Below are 17271 nucleotides of genomic sequence, written 5' to 3'. Positions count from 1 at the left end.
TTCATGTAGACTATCCAAAAGCTCCATGGATTAAATAGTGACAAGAATGTGATGGTTAGTGACAAGAATGTGATGGTTAGTGTAATACTTAAAAATACTGATATAACAGTATTTGAGCCATTAATAACATACGTAATGACACTTCTTTTTTTAAATCTACCTCTCTATATACTCTTTTTTTCTTTTTATTTATATATTTATTAAAAGAAAAGTATCACAAATGGTATAAAAGTTAGATTAAACCGTTGGGAGAGTAAGAAAGGAAAGTGTCACAAATAGCATCACAAAATGTCACAATAGTGTCACACATTCCGTCACATGCCAACAGATTGTAAGACTTATGAAGTGTCACATAGGAGGTATACCAATTATGGACGTTAAAGACAATGAAAAACTTAAATATGAACTTAAGAAAACGATTTTAAATTCCACACCACTTCAATCTCTAAGTGTGGAAGCAATGGATTTGGATTTATTAATCGCAGGTGATGGCGAAGTAAAAGGGAAGTTGCGTTTTGCTGGTCATAGTGACGAAACGAGCGTGTATAAGATAAAGCCAACTATTCATATCCCTAAACGAGTAATGAACTACATTTTGGCTGATGTATCTAAGCAGCACTTAAGTAGCGTGGGCAAAGTCATTGAGCAAGCTTTAATTGAGTATTACGAGGGAGCTTAGGGATGAATCGAATAAAAGAATTACGAAAAAAAGAAAATCTTACCTTAAAAGCGCTTGGTGAAGCCTTAAAAATGCGTGATAACACACTAAGTCGATACGAAAATGAAAAACGAATTCCTAAGTCAGAAACGTGGCAAGCATTAGCAGACTTCTTTAATGTATCCGTTGCTTATTTGCAAGGATTTTACCATTGCGCCTGCTGTAATAAAGATTTTTCATTGCTTGAAAAAGAAATTCCAAGTTTTTGCCCATGGTGCAGCGCAACTTATGACGATGTGAAGTTTTAACCATGCATTTGGAGATGTTAATGATGACTGAAAGCGAACATGATATTCAATCAAAAATCCAAATTGCTTTATCTACTAGCAGTTGCACAGTCTTTCGCATAAATGTGGGCAAATGGTACACAATTGATAAGCGCTGGGTCACAACAGGTGTGCCAAATGGGTACTTTGACTTAAGTGGTTTTCGTTGGTCAGATGGTAAAGCTTTTTTTATTGAAGTAAAGCGACCAGGAGGACGGATACGACCAGATCAGATAAGCTTTCACAAAATGTTGACGAGGCACCACATTATCCACGGCATTGCTAGAAGCACAGATGACGCATTAAAGATTGTTAAAAATAAGTTAGTTGGTTTTGGTTTTCCAGATTATAAGGGTGAGCATGAATGAAAAAAGAAGTTTTTAATTATGTAAGACATATCTTGCAAGAGTATAACCGAGTTCCAGGCTATATTGATGCTCGTGAGCGTGCAATTATGCGTCCACCTATTTCTAGTGTTGATGAAAATGTTGGCGGAGGTAAAGGGAGTAAAGTAGACCGAGGCGTTGAAAATATGGCGGTTACCTTAGCTGATGATGCAAGCCTTAATTTCTTAAAAGAAAGTAGACAAACAGTTAGTTTTTTTCTCAATCGCTGTGATGATGAAACTCATGAAATCATTGAACGACTTTATATAAAAGGCGATTTGACAATGGACGGAGTGGCAAAAGCGGTGAACCTTAGTGAAAGGCAATGCAGACGCAAAAGAACAGCATTTTTCGGTAAAATTGCAGATGCAATGGGCTTTTATTAAAAAAGATGTCCCTAAGATGTCCGAAATGAGAGTAAAAAACGTTGTATTATAGTAATGTGAAGTTTTTGGATAACAAAAAATCTCTTTCTTAGGCTGTTTGGGGTTCGATTCCTCAAACAGTCATTTTTCTAAGTCGGCATTAATATGTCGGCTTTTTTTGATTCCTACATGTATGTAAAAGAGGTGAGTGATGTGTGAAACTAACACCAAAACAACAAAAATTTTGTGATGAATATTTAAAGAGTGGCAATGCTACACAGGCTTATACTTTGGCTTACTCCACAAAAAACATGGGTAAGCAATCCATAAGTGTGGAAGCACACAAAACCCTAAAAAAGCCCTCAATTCAAGCTTATATCAACGACAGAATGAACGAAGAAAGCGAACATAAGATAGCTAGTGCCCAAGAAGTACTTGCTTACTTAACTCGTGTTTTTTCTGGGCAAGAAACAGAAACGGTTACTACTCCGAGGGGAGTAATAATACCGAATGTTCCGGTTAAAGCTAGTGATAGATTAAGTGCAGCTAAGGAACTGCTTAAGAGATACCCAACTGATCCAATTGCTGCCGCTAAGCTAGATAAGATTAGAGCAGAAACAGCTTTAACGCGTGCTAAAGTGAAGGCTATGGAAGCTTTGACCAGTGATGATAACGCTAAGCTTAATGAATTGCTTGATAAAGTGACACAGAGTGTGAACGATGAGTATTCTAACGACTAAGCAAAGTGACGTACTATATAGTTATTTGCACGATGATTGGAAGATGTTGATTTTAGCTGGTGCTAAGCGGTCCGGTAAAACTTACCTTAACAACTTTATTTTCCTCCTTGAGCTGCGACGGGTGGCAAAACTTGCCAAAAAGAATAAAGACCCGCACCCGCAAGTAATTCTGGCTGGATTTAGTAGTAACACGATTTATAACAACGTTATCGCAGCTATCGAAAATCAATTTGGCATTAGTTTAAAAGCAGACCGGCACGGTCACTACAGCCTATGGGGTGTGGATATTGTACCTAGCTATACTGGTAATTTGAAAGGTATGAGTTCTATTCGTGGTATGACTGCTTATTTTGCTTATGTAAACGAAGCATCCCTAGCAGTGAAGGAAGTTTTTCAAGAAATCCTTTCCCGCTGTAGTGTAGAGGGAAGCAGAGTTATTTGTGATACTAACCCAGATAATCCTCAACACTGGCTAAAAGTTGATTACATTGATAATCACGATCCTAAAGCCCGTATCAAAACTTTTAGTTTTACGATTGACGATAATACTGTCCTTTCACAGGATTATGTGCAGTCTTTCAAAGCCCAAACCCCGAAAGGTGTTTTTTATGATCGTGATATCTTAGGTTTATGGGCTATGGGTGAAGGCTTGGTATATAGCGACTTTGATAAGGTTGTTATGATGGTAGATGAAAGCGAACTTCCAGAAAATTTAATGTATTATGCTGGTGTTGACTGGGGATTCGCTGAAGGACACAATGGGTCGATAGTGCTTTTAGGTGACGACCCTCACACGGGGATTACTTACCTAATTAAAGAAATTACCGAAATTCATAAGTATATCGATTGGTGGAAAAACCGAGCTTTAGAACTTCAAGAACAGTATGGTGATATAAATTTCTGGTGTGATAGTGCCCGACCTGAGTATGTGGGTACTTTTCAAGAAGCAGGACTGAATGCTAGAAATGCTAAAAAAGCTGTAATGCCAGGTGTGGAAGCAGTTGGTAAGAAAATAACTAGTGATAAGTTTAGAGTCGTTAAACAGGGTGTTAGATTGTTTCTAGATGAAATTTACCAGTATACATGGAATCCAATTACTGGTGAACCTTTTAAACGCAATGATGATGTGATGGACGCTACTAGATATGCAGTTTACAATCAACGTTCACACGATAATATTGAATTTATGAGTAACGATTTATTTTAGATAGGAGTAGGGGTAATGAAAACCCAAGTTTTGAAAAACGGGGTATTTACTTACCCTAAAGGTGAAGAACTCACAGCTTATGATGTAATGGATTTCATTAACAAAAACAGAGTTTTATCTAGAAAATACCACAAGTATATGAATTACTATGTTGGTAAACACGCCATTTTAAACAAGCCTAACGGCGTAAATGGTGAGCCAGTAAAAATTGTTGATAATGTACCAAAATACTTAGTAGATACTTACAACGGTTTTTTTACAGGTATTGAGCCTAAAATTGCACTTGATGATGATAGTGCAAACAATGCACTACAAAAATGGAACGGTGAAGCATCAATTTATGATAAGCTTAGCGAATTGTCTAAGCAGGTTGATGTATATGGCCGTTCCTATTTGTTTGCTTATCAAGATGATGATGGTAACACATGCTTAGCAGTGGCTAAGCCTACGCATAGCTTTATGGTTTATGACAATACAGTGAGTCAAAAGCCTATCTGCTTTGTGACGTATGGCAAAAATAGTGAAGGGATGCTACTTGCTACAGTCTACTATGCTAACCATGTTGTGGATGTTATCAACGGCGAAATTTATGATCATCAATTTGATAATAACAATCTTAAAGATGGTATCAACGTGTATAACCAAGTGCCGGCAATAGAATTTTATGAGACTACAGAACGCCAAAGCTTATATGGAGCAGGCACTTTAAGCCTCATCGATGCGCTTGATGATACACTGAGTCAAAAACTGGATAACATCAACTACATTGCAGAGTGTTATATGTATCTTTTAGGGGCTAAGGTCGATGAAAAGGACCTAGCAAAAATGCGCCAAAATCGCTTTATTAATGCAGCAGGTCCAGACGCTAAAGACCTCAAAATTGGCTTTCTACAGCGTCCAGATGGTGACAACCTAGAAGAACACATGATTAAACACTTAACTGATGCTATCCATCAAAACACCGGTATTCCAGATTTACGTGATGAAGCTTTTGGTGGCAATGTTTCGGGGGTAGCGATTAGATACAAGCTTATGAACATGGAAAACCGTGCCATGAATAAGGAACGTAAGTTTAAATCAGCCCTTAAAAAGCTTTATAAAATTATTTTCAGTCCTATCACCAATGTAGAAGTACCTGAAGACGATTGGAGTCAGCTAAAATTTAAATTTACCCGTAACATTCCGGCTAACTTGTCAAATGAAGCATCAATTGCCGCAAGTCTTAAAGGCATTGTTAGTGATGAAACCCTTCTTAGTGTGCTGTCAATTGTAGATGATCCACAAAGTGAACTGGATAGAGTCAATCAAGAAAAGCAAGACCAGCTTAAGATAGCACTAAATGCAACGGACAGTGACTTAAATGGCAAGTAGTTACTGGAAGCAGCGTTTAGCCCAAGAAAAAAAGTGGCAAGAACAGCAAGATGAAGCAGATGTAAATTTTGACACTTTAATAGAAAAACGATATCGCAATGTAATCAATGATATTGATGACTTGATAGATCGTGAAGTTAGCCGCTTAAATGCTAAGACTGGCACAAACTATAGTCAGATGATGAAAGATGTTACTACTGGCGATATCGAACGGTTTGAAGCTGAAGCAGAAAAACTAGTCAAACGTGCTGAAGAAATCCGTAAGAGTGGCAAAAAGGTAACTTTAAAGGATTTCACCGATGAAGAAAATCTTAGAATGAAGATTTACAATGCTACTATGCGCATTAATCGGCTTGAATATCTTAAAAGTATGACTGGTGCATATTTAACTCATGTAACGATGGATATCAGCGACGATTTGCGAGAACGGCTTACTAACGAAGTCATTGCAGAGCAAAAAAGACAAGCTGGTTTACTTGGTAAATTTTTGCCTGATTATGATTTTAAGGCTAGTTACACCACACAAAGCATAGTGATGCAGAGTATGGCAGGGGCAACATGGTCAAGCAGATTGTGGAGGTCACAGGATACTTTAAAGGCAAATCTAGACAGAGTTTTAACTACTGGTTTTGTCACAGGAGAACATCCACGTGTTTTAGCCCGCAAGCTTAAAGACCAAGTAGCAAGTACGGTTAAAAATGCCACTTATGTTACTGAAAGAATTGCCAGAACTGAGAGTTCTCGGGTGCAGTATGATGTGCAGTATAATGCAATTAAAGACAACGGTTTTACACAAGCTTGGTATTTTGCCGAACGTAACGCTTGTAAGATTTGTCAAAAATACGCAGATCATAAATATCCTGGTGAAGATGAACTTGGTGTATATGATTTAAAAGATGTGCCTCGCATCCCTTTAGATACACACCCTAATTGCCGTTGTTCAATCAGTTCTTACATGAGCGATGATGTGCTTGATGAGTTTATTAAAGAGCCTGAAAATAGTGAGGCACCTAAGGAATTAGATGACTTAAAGAAAGTAGATTTACCGGGTCTTTTAGATAAAGGCATTAAGGATTATCTAACTGAAGAATGGGATCATTATTTAGCAGCTGAAGATATGTCATATAGACCGTTAAGTAAAGAACGTTTGAATAAAGCTACTAAAGAAATGAAATCTCAATTTGCTAAGCTTAATGAGATGATTAGTAGTAAAGAAAACGATATTCAAATGTACATTGAACCGGTCAACCTGAAAAAAGTTTTAAAGGATGGTTTTAAAAATCAATTAGAAACAAATAGTTCAGGTGGTTTCTTAGATACTCAAACACGCAGAAACGTTGAATGGAAAATTTTTACTGATGAAAGTGAAGAAATGTATGAAGAATATATGAAGAGACCACCTGAAGATTTTGCCTTATATGGCAGAATTGGTAAGCAAAGCTCATATTATCCTAGAACTGCTAGAAATTATGGAGAAATCGCAGTTCACTTTAATAAAAATATTAAAGATAGAACCACTTATACAATAGGAGATAGTTTGGCGAAAGGTTTTTCATCAATTGAAAGTGTGGATACTTGGAAGGCTGCAAAAATTGGTGAAGAAAGTCCAACCTATATAGCACCTGTTGGAGGCAGTGGACGCAAATTGTGGTCTATGTATGACATTTTTGAAGAAGATAATATTCACTTTATGGATAAATACAAAACCATTGATGATATGACTGATGATTTTAGAAAACCTCCTTATGTTGAGGCACAAATACATGGTAAAGTTACTGCAAAAGATATTGCATTTGTAGAAATCCCTGAAAATATTAAGGCAAAAAGTTTAATTTCAGAATTAGAAAAAATGGATATCCCATACAAGATAAGAAAGCTTAGTTCTTAATATACTTAAGTAAAAGGATGGTGATTATTATGGCAAAATTACAAGTATTAGCTATTTCCGAGACATATCACAATGTTCTCTTTGGATATAAAAATATGTTTTGGTTATATAATTGGTTCTTTAAAGATGTCGATGGCTTGGACTATGGAATAGCTAGAACATTGAACCATTACAAAGATTATAAATATGGCTTTTTAAAATCACCTTTTACTGAAGAACAGACCGAGAAAATCATTAAAGAAACGGAAAAACTTATTCCCGAGCGACTTGAGGCGATGAAAGATTTTTATCACTTTAATGATGAAGAAGTAAAAAAAGCTGTAGCTATGGGATATTTGGCAGAATTGGATTACTTTAATAATCAAGTTCACAAAATAGTATATCCAGGTGTTGAAGGTAAAAATAATCCTAACAAGGATATTAGATATATTTGAGGCATAATATGGCTAATAATGATTATTTTTCAATAGCATATAAAATCTTAAGTTATCTTAAATACTGTTATGAACGTGGATATTTTGCAGCCTTCTACATTCAAGATATCTAAGGTGCAATTTATTCAAACTTTAAAAATGTTATCAAATGACGGTTATATTAAAGGTATTAAATTCCATCCTACAAAGATGGGAAATATTTTAATAGGCTTAGAAAATATTGAAGTAACAAGTGATGGACTCCAATACTTAGCTGAAAATTCAATGATGAAAAAAGCCTATAAAGTTTTTAAAGAAGTTAGAGACTGGCTTCCAGTATTTAAATAATTAACTCTAAGCAGTTAATCACAACGTGGTTAGCTGTTTTTTATTGCCTTTTTCCTTGATACAGGCTTAAAAGAAATCATGAGTAGAGAGTTGAACCGCTAACTTTAAAAGTGAGGTATGTAAAATGGCAGAAGAAAAACAAGAACAATCAAGTGTGGGAGAAACTGAAAAGACTTTCACTCAAGATCAAGTAAATGAAATGATTAAGAAACGCATAGAGCGTGAACGTAAAGACCAAGCAGAAAAGATTACTGCAGCTAAAGATGAGGCTACTAAGCTTGCTAAGATGAACCGTGACCAAAAGAACGAATACGAATTAAAACAAGCAAAGCAAGTAGCAAGTGATGCACAATCCAAGCTTGCTAAGTATGAAATGCGAGATCAAGCGTGCCAAATGCTTAAAGATGAAGACGTTTCTTTAACTAGTGATGAGCTTAGCTTGGTTGTAACCGATGATGCGAAAACTACACAGGACAATGTGAAATTGGTATCTGACTTAGTAAAGCGCATCAAAAATGAAGTTCGTGAAGATTTTAGAAAAGGTAAAACTCCAGTTGTAAAAAATAACACCATGACTAAAAAAGAAATCATGGGCATTAAAGACACTAATGCACGGTTAAAAGCGATTGGAGAACACCGAGATTTATTTAACTAGATAGGAGAAAAATAAAATGGCAGTAGATTCAAATACAAACATGGCAGCAGATTTAGTCAACATTTCCATTGATTTCAGGGAACGCTTTAATGACAATATCAAGAAACTTCAAGAAGCTTTGGGTATTGCCCGCTTAACCTCAATGAGTCAAGGTAACCAAATCAAGATTTACAAATCTGAAGTTACCAAGGCTAACAAATCTGTGGGTGAAGGCGAAACTATTCCATTAAGCAAGGTAACTAAGAAGTTAGCTAAGACTGTTACCCTTGACTATGGAAAGTATCGTAAATTAACCACCGCAGAATCAATTCAAGCTAATGGCTTTGAAGAAGCAGTTACTGAAACTGATAATAAGCTTTTAAGAGAAATTCAAAAGGGCTTGAAAACAGATTTCTTTGGCTTTATGACTGGCTTAACCGGTACTACTACAGCAACTGCAGACACTTTCAAGGCTGGTATTGCTAAGACCTTGGGACAAATGGCAGTTCAATGGGAAGACTATGATGTAGAACCTGTTCTTTTCATCAATCCAATCGATTTTTATGATTACTTAGCTAAGGCAGAATTGACTACACAAACGGCATTCGGCTTGAATTACATTAAAGATTTCATGGGCTTTAGTAAAGTGGTCATGAACACTGCAATCCCACAAGGTAAGATTTACGCAACTCCAAGTGAAAACATCAACTTAGCTTACGCTAACGTCAATGGTGGTGCTTTAAATCGTGCATTTAACTTTACTACCGATGAAACTGGCTTGATTGGTGTAACTCATAATGCCGTAAATGAAAACTTAACTTATCAAACTGTAATTGTTAATGGTATGGTGATGTTCCCAGAACGTACTGATGGCATTATTGAAACTACTATCAGTGAAGGCAATAATTCAAACACCCCATCTGGTAGTAACCAAGGTGAATAACCATGGATGAGCCGGTAAGCTTAGATGAATTAAAAACCATGTTGCAGCTTAAAGAGAGTGACATGGACGATGTTTTAAAGCTTATCATCCACAATACAGTGCTTCAAACTCGCTTTAAGTTGGGTTTAAAGAGTGATGAAGATTTCCCTAGTGAAATGTCTTATATTCCCTTACAAGTTTGTGTAAAGCGCTATAACAAGCTTAAAAACGAGGGTATGAGTCAATACACGCAAGAAGGCGAAAGTATCACTTTTAGTGCTAATGATTTTGACGAATTTTTAGACGACTTGGACGAATGGAAGCAAGATAATAACGATACCGGCGTGTTAGTTCATTTTTATAACCCTTATCGAATGAAAGAACATGATAACAATGAGAATGACGCACAAAGTTAAATTTTATCGTAGTGATAGCTTCTATGATCCAGATGCACATGAGTTTGCGGATGATGTAAAAGTAGTTCATGAGGACATGGCTAATGTTACTGATATGGGGACTAATCGCAGTCAAGAACTGCTAGGGAACTATGTAAAACAAGCTAAGGTAGTGCGTTTATTGCATCCCTTACACACCGTTTTTGATTATCTAACGATTGATAACAGTGATACACACTATAGAATGCAAACACAACGCACGCCACTTAAGGGATATACACTGATTGTAGGTGAAGATATTGCGAACAATCAAAATGCGGGGGCTGAAAGAACTTAGAGTTGATCTAAAAGATGCCCAAAATATGAAAGCAATTAAGTTAGTCGTCAAGAAAAATGGTTCTGCATTGGCTCGTGAAGTCAAAAAGAACATGAAAGACCAATACACCGGACATTGGGCATGGGAGAAAGGCGTAGGAAAAATTTGGAAAGATCCACAGGGACACTTGGAAGGGTCAATTGCTGATAAGTATACCGTTGACGGTTTGACAGCACATGTGGGGTCTTTTAGTCCTAATGTGAAATACTTTGGTTATCTGGAGTATGGCACACGCTATATGCATCCACGCCCGACCTTAAGACCAGCTTTCATCAAACAAACGGCTACTTTTCTTAGTGACTTAAAGAAAGTGATGAAATGATTTCACCGAGTTTAGAGTTACGCGATGCTATTTTTAAGCATTGCATGGTACAAGGGTACAGTGTTTGTACTCACTTGCCTTTAAAAAATGAGAACGCCCCTTATCCATTTGTGGTTGTTGGAGAACAGCAAACTTCAAACAGACCTTACAAGGTAATGATGGGGGCTACACTTTATCAGACTATTCATGTGTGGGGGTCTGATAAACAAATAAAGCAAGTTGATGAAATCATGCATGATTTAACACGACTTACTTTTAAAGGAATTAAAACAGCGAACTATAAGTTTGCTGGCAGAAGTAATTTAGTAGATAACAGAATTTTAGAAGATGACAGCGTAGAAGGCACCGTCTTAATCCATGGTGTGCTTACGTTGTCTTTTTCTTTGCAGTAGAAAGGAAATAGAAGATGGCAAAGTTACCTGAAGCAGTCCAAGGTATCAACTGGATCACGTATTTTCGTCTTTTAGAAAACGAAGGTAAAGAAGACGCTTTACTAGTGCCTTGGGAAGATAGTGGTGAGTTTAACCGCAGTCGTGATAGTGAAAGTAAAACCACTAAGTCTGGTTCAATTACTACTGGTGGCGGTATGGAGTCTGAAATGAATTTCGAATGTGCTGATACAGTCAGTGCATTGACCGCAGATTTAGACCGTGCAATCAATAAGAACTTACCAGTAGAAATCTGGCGTATCAATCACCAAATTAAAAATGGGGAAGGTAAGTACTTAGCTTACTACATGCAAGGTGTGGTAAGTGAAAATAATTTGAGTGCCGATAATGATGATACCGCTACAAGGTCAATCACTGTAACCGGTAAAGGAACACCACAAAAAGGTTGGCTTGGACTTACTGACGACCAAGAAGCAGAACTTGACTATGTATTCCGTGGTATCAAGCAACTTAAGGATGATGACCAAACCGGTGAAGGTGTGGCATTTGATGAAGAATCCGACCGCGAATTGTCATTTTAGGAGGTAAATATGCAAATTACTGTTGATAAAACCAAAGTGGATTTACATTTTGGTGTTCGTTTTGTCAGAGAACTAGATAAAATTGCAGGGATTAGAGCGCAAGCTGGTGGTCAAACCGTCAGCTTAGGTTTTGGTTTAATTAAAACGATTCCTGCACTTAAAGCTTATGATGCGTCAGCTTTAAGTATGGTGCTTTATGCTGCAAGCTATGAAGCAGTCAAGCGCCCTAGCTTAGAAAATTGCGATTCTTACTTAGAAAGTTTAGATATCAATACCCTAGAAAAACTTTTCTCAGCTGTGGAAGAAGAACTCGAAAAATCCACAGTGGTGCAACTTTCAGTAAAAAACGCAACAGCCTAGATAAGCCAGAACCCAGTAAAGTAGCATATCGAACTATTTTACTTAACTCACTAGCTTATTTGGGCTTTCATAATATTAAAGATATTGAGCGTATGACGCTTAAAGAGTACTACTTAAGGCTTGAAGCATATCAATTAAAACAGGTCAAAGAGCAAGAAATGCTTGCCCTTGGAGCTTGGTTTAATCAGGGCGTGCAGGCAACTACTGGTAGTAGTAAGAACCCTAAGCCTAAATATAAGACTTTTAAGGATTTCTTTGACACGCAAGAAGCTATCGACAGTGTGCGGTCAAAATTTGAGCAAGAATTTACCTCCAAAACTAAGACTAAGCAAAGCAAAGCATGGCTATATGCACAGCGTGAAGCNGAATTTAGAAAAATGAGAGAGAGGAGGTAAATNATGGCAGAACAATANAGTGTGGAAGCTATCCTTAGTGCNGTTGACCAAAGNTTNTCTAAGACGATGAATAGCGCNATGCAGTCAATGGCTGATATGACTAACAGCGCAANNTCNGCGTCTTCTAAGGTAGGTCAATCGTCTTCTGGCATTGTTGGCAGCGTTAAAAGCATGGCTAGTGCCTTTGGACTAGTGCAAGTGGCAGGTAAAGCCTTTGATGTNATAAAAAGCAGTGTAGGAGATGCGGTTAAACGTATTGATACGCTTAATAATTCTACTCGGGCGTTTTCTAATATGGGCTTTGCAACCAATCAAACTAAGTCTGCAATGAACGGGCTACAAAAATCTATCCAAGGACTTCCAACAGCCTTAGATGATGCAGTAAGTGGCGTGCAGATCATGGCTGCTTCTACTCAAGATCTTGGAAAAAGCCAAAAAGTCTGGAGTGCTTTGAATGACGCTATCCTTGGTTTTGGTGGGTCGACTGCTGATGTGAATAATGCTACNATTCAGCTTTCGCAAGCCTTTGCTAATGGTAAAGTCGACGGTCAAACTTGGATTTCCATGATGAACTCCGGAATGGGGCCAGCACTTAATGCGATTGCTAAACAAATGAAGATGACCACAGGGGAACTTCAAGACGGGTTATCCTCTGGAGAAATTAGCGTTGAGGACTTTCAAGATGCTTTAATTAATCTTGATAAAAATGGCGGTGGCGGTCTTAAAAGCTTGCAAAAGATAGCCCAAGACTCAACGTCTGGCATTGGCACAAGCGTGCAGAATGCAAAAACCGCTGTTGTTCGTGGGGTTGCTTCCATGATTGAAGCGCTGAACAAATTTGTTCAAGATGTAACTGGCTTGTCGATAGCTGAAATGATTTCGGCTATGGGGTCGAAAGCAGAGCAAGNATTAAAAGGNTTAGGTGGTGTTTTACAGGCGATCACACCCACTGTAAGAACAGCATTTGAGGGTATAACTGGCGCTGTAAATAGTGCTATGCCGACACTGCAAAAAATACTTGATTTTGCTATGCAATTAGCGGCTAATAAAGGCTTCCAAAGCTTTGCAATTGGAGTTTTAGCTTTCATTGCGGCATTCAAAGGTATTAGTGCGGTATCAAGTGCAATCACTGATGTAACAAGCGCAATCAGTACTTTAAAAACAGCAGGCGGAAATATTAATACTATTATAAGTGGTCTGCAAAAATTACCTGTTGTGGGTAATGCTGTAGCTAAGGCTTTCAGTGCAATTAACACGGTCCTTAGTATGAACCCTTGGGGATTGTTAGCAGTTGCAATTGCAGCTGTTGTTGCGGGACTAGTTTATTTCTTTACTCAAACTGAAACAGGGCGCAAGATGTGGAGCGACTTTGTAAGCTTCTTAATCAGCGCAATGGCTCCAATTATCGAGGGTATTAAAAATGTTTGGAATGCACTGGTAGAATTCTTTACAGCTTTGTGGAATTTGATTGTCACTATAATTCAAGCGGCAATTCAAGGAATTGTTTTATTTTTCAGTCCAATAATTGAAGCAATCAAAGTTGTATGGAATGGCTTAGTTGATTTCTTTACTCAACTTTTTACTTTAATTATTCAAGTAATCAGTACGCTTTTACAGCCGTTAATTGAAATTTTTAGCACTCTCTGGAATGGACTAGTTCAAATTGTGCAAGCTGCATGGACGATAATTACCAGCGTCATTAGTGCAGCATGGAATGCAATCACTGCTGTAATTAGCGGTGGTTTACAAAATTTAGGTACTATTTTTAGTGCAGGTTGGAATGTGCTAAAAACGATTGTATCTACTGTCTGGAATGTAATTAAAACTGTTATTAGTACAGTTTTAAATGTAATTGCAGGTATTATTAAGACTGTTACAGCTGTAATTAAAGGCGACTGGTCAGGTGCTTGGAATGCAATTAAAGGTATCGTTTCCACTGTGTGGAATGGAATTAAGAGCATTATTTCAACAGTATTTAATGCGATTAAAAACATTATTACCACAATTATGGACGCTTTAAAGAATATCTTTAAGACCGGTTGGGAAACAGCTAAAAATATCTTCCAAGGCGGAGCTGATGCAATCAAGAATATCTTAAGTAAAGTAAACTTATTTGACATTGGTAAAAACATCATTCAAGGGCTTATCAATGGTATTCAGTCGATGTTTGGTGCAATTGGTAATGTAGTAGGTCAAATTGGTAGCAAGATTAAAGATGGAATTGGAAGTTTCTTCCAAATTCACTCGCCTTCACGAGTAATGCGTAATGACATCGGTAAGTATATTCCCGAAGGTTTGGCACTTGGTATGCTAAGTCAATTAGGAGCGGTTGAAGATGCTACTAGACAGCTAGAAAAGGCTGCAATGCTTAGTGTGTCTGGTACTAACTTACAGGACGAGTTCAATAGATTAACTAACGTAGACGTAGGAACATCCCTCGCTACTTCAATTGACTTACAAGATAGCCAACTAGCAATGCAAACTAATGCACTTCTAAGAGAGATTGCTGGTAAGTCCACAACCATGATTCTTGATGATGGAACCTTAGTAGGTAAGACTGCACCGCAATATAACAACACATTTGGAAATCAGGTAGAACTTGAAGAGAGGTGGGGCTAATGACTAGAAATGTTTTTTCACTGGTTAAAAGGCAATATTCGCCCGATTACGGCTTTAAAAATCTTGCTAAAGGTAATTACACTCATTCACTTTTAAACAGCACAGAAGGCATTGTATTTGACCAATTCAACAGCATAGCGAGTGGCTGGTGGCTTGAAAGTCGTGAAGCACCTACTCCCCAAGAAAAGGAAATTACGGTTGATATTCCGTATAGTCAAGGCTTGCAAGACTTTTCAATACTTAATGAACAACGCTTTTTTAGTAATCGAGAATTAAAATATAAGCTTGTTCTTTCAGATGGGGACTACAATTACCGCAAGGCTAAAGAAAATGAGGCTAAGCGTGCTTTGATGTATGCAGGTTTTAAGACACTTTATGACACCCACAACCCCGGTTTTGTCTGGCGTGCTAAATGTAGTGAAGTTGAAGCTGATGATGATGAAAAAGATGAAACAATTACTTTAAATGTAAAATTTACAGCTTATCCTTTCGCAATTCAGCGTAATTATGAAGGCAGTGACATTTGGGACGACATTAATTTTGATACTTGGGAATGGCAAGAAGTAAAACTTTCAACCGGTATTAACGAGATCAACAATTGGGGTAGTCGGCCTGTGTGGGTTAGCTTTGATTGCAGTAGTGATTTTGATATTACTATTGACGACCAAAAAGTTAAGGCAACCCCAGACGGTAAAGAAAAACTTCTTTTACCTGTGGGATTAAGCATAGTTCAAGCTTATGGCAGTGGAACAATCAAGCTTAAATTTAAGTGTGAGGTAATGCTTTAATGTATAGGATTTTAGGTTATAAAGATCCTGCAAAAAAAGAGAATTTTGTAGTCTTTGATAATTCGATTGAGTGCTATGTAAATAGTGCAAAGCTAAAACTTAAAGCTGATGATGTGGACGACCTAGAAATGACCGTAGGAGAGGGCAATCCTCTTTTTAACTCGGTTCAACCTTTCAAAACACATGTGGAAGTGTATGAAGATGATACTTTAATTTTTAGAGGGCGAGCGCTTAAGCCCGTCCGGTCAATGGATACCAAAGGGCTTTTTACACGAGAATACATTTTTGAAAGTATTGACAGTTATTTAATTGATAGTATTCAACGCTTTAATATTGCGGTCGGAATTAAAGCTAAAGACTACTTGAAATATCTATTAGATGTGCATAATAAACAGGTTGATAGCTACAAGAAAATCACTTTAAAAACGTGTGATGTTGACGACAAAACAGGAGATGAATACCGTCAAATTGACTATCCAACCACAAGAGAAGCGATTAATTCACAACTTCTTGAAGTAAGTGGTGGTCATATAGCGATTAATTATAGTGATAAAGGAATCACTTTAAATTACACTAAAAAAATTGGTAAAGAACACGATAATTCGCCAATCCAGCTAACCTCAAATTTAAGAAGTGTTAAATACACCGTTGACCCAACAAATTTGGTCACTCGTTTAATTCCACTAGGTCAATCTCAAAAGTCGGAGAAAATAGCCTTAGGAGATGACAAAACAAGCACTACGGAGCTTGAAGAAATTGAAACTACTGGGGCTACTAAAGCAATCAATGGAGATTGGGGACCTGCTATTAAGCACGCAGCACAGCTCATGAACGTCACTCTGCAAGGTAACGACTTGCAAAATATTAAAAACCTGATTCAAGGTGAATCTGGTGGTAGTGAGACAGTAGTTAATAACTGGGACGACAACGCAAAAAAAGGGATTCCTAGCGCAGGACTACTACAATTTATCGAACTAACTTTCAGGACCTATCAATGTTCACCCTATACCACATGGATACGAGGGTTTGACCAACTCATAGCGCTTTTTAATATTTCCACATGGCGTAGTGAAGTGCAAAAGTGGCAAAAATACCGTGCGTGGTCCCCTAATGGGGCTAGACGCTATAATATTGTTCCTAATAGTTCTACTAAAACGCAAGCAATTAATAAAACTTCTAACCCTTGGGGCTGGCCTTTCCCTAATGTGGGAGAAGGAAAATTTACAGGAGGACAACTCTTTGGAGTTCATGCGGGTGGAGAGTTTAGAACTAATGGCTTTCATGATGGGTTAGACTTTGGAAATGTTGACCACCCCGGCAGCAGCATTCACGCAATTCACGGCGGAACTGTTACACGGATAGCATGGGCTAACGGGTTAAATTGGTATGTGCTTTTTCACTCATCAGACGGTTATAATATCGTCTATCAAGAAGCTTTTTCTAGTAAAAGTGACATCACTGTAAAGGCTGGTCAAACCGTTAAAACGGGCGCTGTAATTGGTACTAGAACCACCGACCACCTCCATGTGGGTGTAACAAAAGCAGGTTTTGATCAAGCACTCTCTAAGTCCTTTATAAATGACGGCACTTGGCTAGATCCTCAGAAATTAATAAAAGAGGGTGGTAGTGCTGATGATAAGAACTCCAAGAAGACTGAAACCTCTTACAGCGTTTCAGGTGACAGTAAAATGCCACGCTATGATATATCAAGTGTAAACGGTGGTAAAGATTACATCGACATTCCCGAACTTCAAAAAGAATTTGGTATCATTGAAAAAACTAAAGTTT

At 37.6% G+C, this 17271-nt stretch carries 22 protein-coding genes; all 22 read left to right on the top strand.

Annotation, left to right across the window (positions count from 1 at the left end; genetic code table 11):
* Window positions 1-370: 370 nt before the first annotated feature.
* Window positions 371-679, top strand: a complete 309-nt coding sequence (locus HDR40_RS05490) for a hypothetical protein (RefSeq protein WP_290625995.1) — start codon at window positions 371-373, stop codon at window positions 677-679.
* A gap of 2 nt (window positions 680-681) precedes the next feature.
* On the top strand, window positions 682-966 hold the full coding sequence (locus tag HDR40_RS05485; protein WP_290625997.1) for a helix-turn-helix transcriptional regulator: 285 nt from the start codon (window positions 682-684) through the stop codon (window positions 964-966).
* Between the two features lie 23 nt (window positions 967-989).
* The gene (locus HDR40_RS05480; RefSeq protein ID WP_290626085.1) at window positions 990-1352 is read left to right on the top strand and encodes a VRR-NUC domain-containing protein; all 363 of its coding nucleotides are present in this window, start codon (window positions 990-992) and stop codon (window positions 1350-1352) included.
* A complete protein-coding gene (locus HDR40_RS05475) occupies window positions 1349-1756 on the top strand; it encodes a hypothetical protein (protein WP_290625999.1) in 408 nt (135 codons plus the stop codon). Before HDR40_RS05480 ends, HDR40_RS05475 begins: the two co-directional genes overlap by 4 nt.
* A gap of 194 nt (window positions 1757-1950) precedes the next feature.
* Window positions 1951-2475, top strand: a complete 525-nt coding sequence (locus tag HDR40_RS05470; protein WP_290626001.1) for a terminase small subunit — start codon at window positions 1951-1953, stop codon at window positions 2473-2475.
* A complete protein-coding gene (locus HDR40_RS05465; protein ID WP_290626003.1) occupies window positions 2456-3682 on the top strand; it encodes a PBSX family phage terminase large subunit in 1227 nt (408 codons plus the stop codon). The genes HDR40_RS05470 and HDR40_RS05465 overlap by 20 nt, the downstream gene beginning before the upstream one ends.
* Window positions 3683-3697: 15 nt before the next feature.
* Entirely contained in the window at window positions 3698-5053 is a 1356-nt protein-coding gene (locus tag HDR40_RS05460) for a phage portal protein (RefSeq protein WP_290626005.1), read from the top strand.
* Window positions 5043-6941: a hypothetical protein gene (locus tag HDR40_RS05455; protein WP_290626007.1), complete on the top strand. Its 1899-nt coding sequence runs from the start codon at window positions 5043-5045 to the stop codon at window positions 6939-6941. Before HDR40_RS05460 ends, HDR40_RS05455 begins: the two co-directional genes overlap by 11 nt.
* A gap of 29 nt (window positions 6942-6970) precedes the next feature.
* Window positions 6971-7375 carry a hypothetical protein gene (locus tag HDR40_RS05450; protein WP_290626009.1) on the top strand — a complete coding sequence of 135 codons (405 nt, stop codon included), beginning with the start codon at window positions 6971-6973 and terminating at the stop codon, window positions 7373-7375.
* Window positions 7376-7489: 114 nt separating this feature from the next.
* Window positions 7490-7702 carry a YjcQ family protein gene (locus tag HDR40_RS05445; RefSeq protein WP_290626011.1) on the top strand — a complete coding sequence of 71 codons (213 nt, stop codon included), beginning with the start codon at window positions 7490-7492 and terminating at the stop codon, window positions 7700-7702.
* 124 nt (window positions 7703-7826) lie between these two features.
* On the top strand, window positions 7827-8357 hold the full coding sequence (locus HDR40_RS05440) for a DUF4355 domain-containing protein (RefSeq protein WP_290626013.1): 531 nt from the start codon (window positions 7827-7829) through the stop codon (window positions 8355-8357).
* A gap of 16 nt (window positions 8358-8373) precedes the next feature.
* The gene (locus tag HDR40_RS05435; RefSeq protein WP_290626015.1) at window positions 8374-9279 is read left to right on the top strand and encodes a hypothetical protein; all 906 of its coding nucleotides are present in this window, start codon (window positions 8374-8376) and stop codon (window positions 9277-9279) included.
* Window positions 9276-9674, top strand: coding sequence for a phage head-tail connector protein (locus HDR40_RS05430; RefSeq protein WP_290626087.1), 399 nt, complete (start codon window positions 9276-9278; stop codon window positions 9672-9674). Before HDR40_RS05435 ends, HDR40_RS05430 begins: the two co-directional genes overlap by 4 nt.
* A complete protein-coding gene (locus HDR40_RS05425) occupies window positions 9658-9990 on the top strand; it encodes a hypothetical protein (RefSeq protein ID WP_290626017.1) in 333 nt (110 codons plus the stop codon). The genes HDR40_RS05430 and HDR40_RS05425 overlap by 17 nt, the downstream gene beginning before the upstream one ends.
* Window positions 9953-10351, top strand: a complete 399-nt coding sequence (locus tag HDR40_RS05420; protein WP_290626019.1) for a hypothetical protein — start codon at window positions 9953-9955, stop codon at window positions 10349-10351. The genes HDR40_RS05425 and HDR40_RS05420 overlap by 38 nt, the downstream gene beginning before the upstream one ends.
* On the top strand, window positions 10348-10743 hold the full coding sequence (locus HDR40_RS05415) for a hypothetical protein (RefSeq protein WP_290627320.1): 396 nt from the start codon (window positions 10348-10350) through the stop codon (window positions 10741-10743). The genes HDR40_RS05420 and HDR40_RS05415 overlap by 4 nt, the downstream gene beginning before the upstream one ends.
* Before the next feature lie 14 nt (window positions 10744-10757).
* Entirely contained in the window at window positions 10758-11321 is a 564-nt protein-coding gene (locus tag HDR40_RS05410; protein WP_290627318.1) for a phage major tail protein, TP901-1 family, read from the top strand.
* Between the two features lie 9 nt (window positions 11322-11330).
* The gene (locus HDR40_RS05405; protein WP_290627316.1) at window positions 11331-11681 is read left to right on the top strand and encodes a tail assembly chaperone; all 351 of its coding nucleotides are present in this window, start codon (window positions 11331-11333) and stop codon (window positions 11679-11681) included.
* A 92-nt stretch (window positions 11682-11773) separates the two neighbouring features.
* On the top strand, window positions 11774-12076 hold the full coding sequence (locus tag HDR40_RS05400; RefSeq protein ID WP_290627314.1) for a hypothetical protein: 303 nt from the start codon (window positions 11774-11776) through the stop codon (window positions 12074-12076).
* A gap of 3 nt (window positions 12077-12079) precedes the next feature.
* A complete protein-coding gene (locus tag HDR40_RS05395; protein WP_290627312.1) occupies window positions 12080-14695 on the top strand; it encodes a tape measure protein in 2616 nt (871 codons plus the stop codon).
* On the top strand, window positions 14695-15483 hold the full coding sequence (locus HDR40_RS05390; protein ID WP_290627310.1) for a hypothetical protein: 789 nt from the start codon (window positions 14695-14697) through the stop codon (window positions 15481-15483). Before HDR40_RS05395 ends, HDR40_RS05390 begins: the two co-directional genes overlap by 1 nt.
* Window positions 15483-17271 (top strand): peptidoglycan DD-metalloendopeptidase family protein (locus HDR40_RS05385; protein WP_290627307.1); only part of this gene is annotated, 1789 nt, incomplete at its 3' end. The genes HDR40_RS05390 and HDR40_RS05385, both read left to right, overlap by 1 nt.

This window comes from Lactobacillus sp. (genome assembly GCF_014803895.1).
This window is presented reverse-complemented; position numbering and strand designations above follow the sequence as displayed.